The organism is Roseovarius gaetbuli (genome assembly GCF_900172365.1).
In the GTDB taxonomy this organism is placed as follows: Bacteria; Pseudomonadota; Alphaproteobacteria; order Rhodobacterales; family Rhodobacteraceae; genus Roseovarius; species Roseovarius gaetbuli.
Genome location: NZ_FWFJ01000137.1, coordinates 1 through 805 on the forward strand (window position 1 = coordinate 1; position 805 = coordinate 805).

At 53.4% G+C, this 805-nt stretch carries 1 protein-coding gene; it reads right to left on the minus strand.

The annotated features are described in order from the left end of the window. Positions 1-211: 211 nt before the first annotated feature. Complete coding sequence (locus ROG8370_RS19965; RefSeq protein ID WP_085828845.1) at positions 212-586, minus strand: ankyrin repeat domain-containing protein; 375 nt, start codon at positions 584-586, stop codon at positions 212-214. Positions 587-805: the final 219 nt, after the last annotated feature.

Genomic DNA, 805 nt, shown 5'->3' on the forward strand with positions numbered 1-805 from the left:
ACTCGTAGAACAGCGCCGGTTGCGCTTCCTGCCTCGGTCCCATCATCGCCGGTCCTCCCCCTCGATTACAGGAATTGAATCAGCAGTTCAGACTTCGATCAAGGAAGAGTTTTTCAACAAAATACGCTCAAAGCGCATCCCGCTGCAACTCGTGGGAAGGGCTTAATAAGCTGCCTCAGGAAAGTGCTCAGAGCAAACAAAATGCCTCCAACTATTCATCCAGCATCCCCAATGCCAACTCAGCAATCTTCTGAAAACCCTTCCGTCCGGCAATTTCGTATCCCTGAATGGCATATTCCTTGCGCTTTGCTTTGAAACTCTCTGCGGAGTACTGCGCCAGATCGCACGCTTCCCCAAGCTCGCTTCTACCCATTTGATATGCCGTACATGCCAATCTCATCTCGAAGATCGTAGCCCGCCCAAATTCTGCGGCAAAAATGGCAGGTGTCTTTCCGGTGTAAGTCTGGAGCGTCGGGTTCGCGCCAGCAGCAAGAAGAATCTCAAAACATCGATCAGCTCCGACCTTGGCTGCTGAATGCAATGCTGTCCGGCCAAGCGCATCCTGAGCATTGATTCCGTCACGCATGCGATCATAACGTCGCGCCAGCGCGCGGCGGATTGGGGGCTGGGACCTAAGGACGCGCCAAGCCCAAAGGCTTCCCAACGCATGCGAGTAGGCAGAGGTGGTCCTAGTTTTTCGACCAGTTTGCAGCCCTGTTAAGGTGGATCAGGGTTTCATGTCAGGCTGCTAATCTCGTTGGTTCTGTTTTGCTTGCATAGGCCTCATTCGGGGTCAAGATGCCGT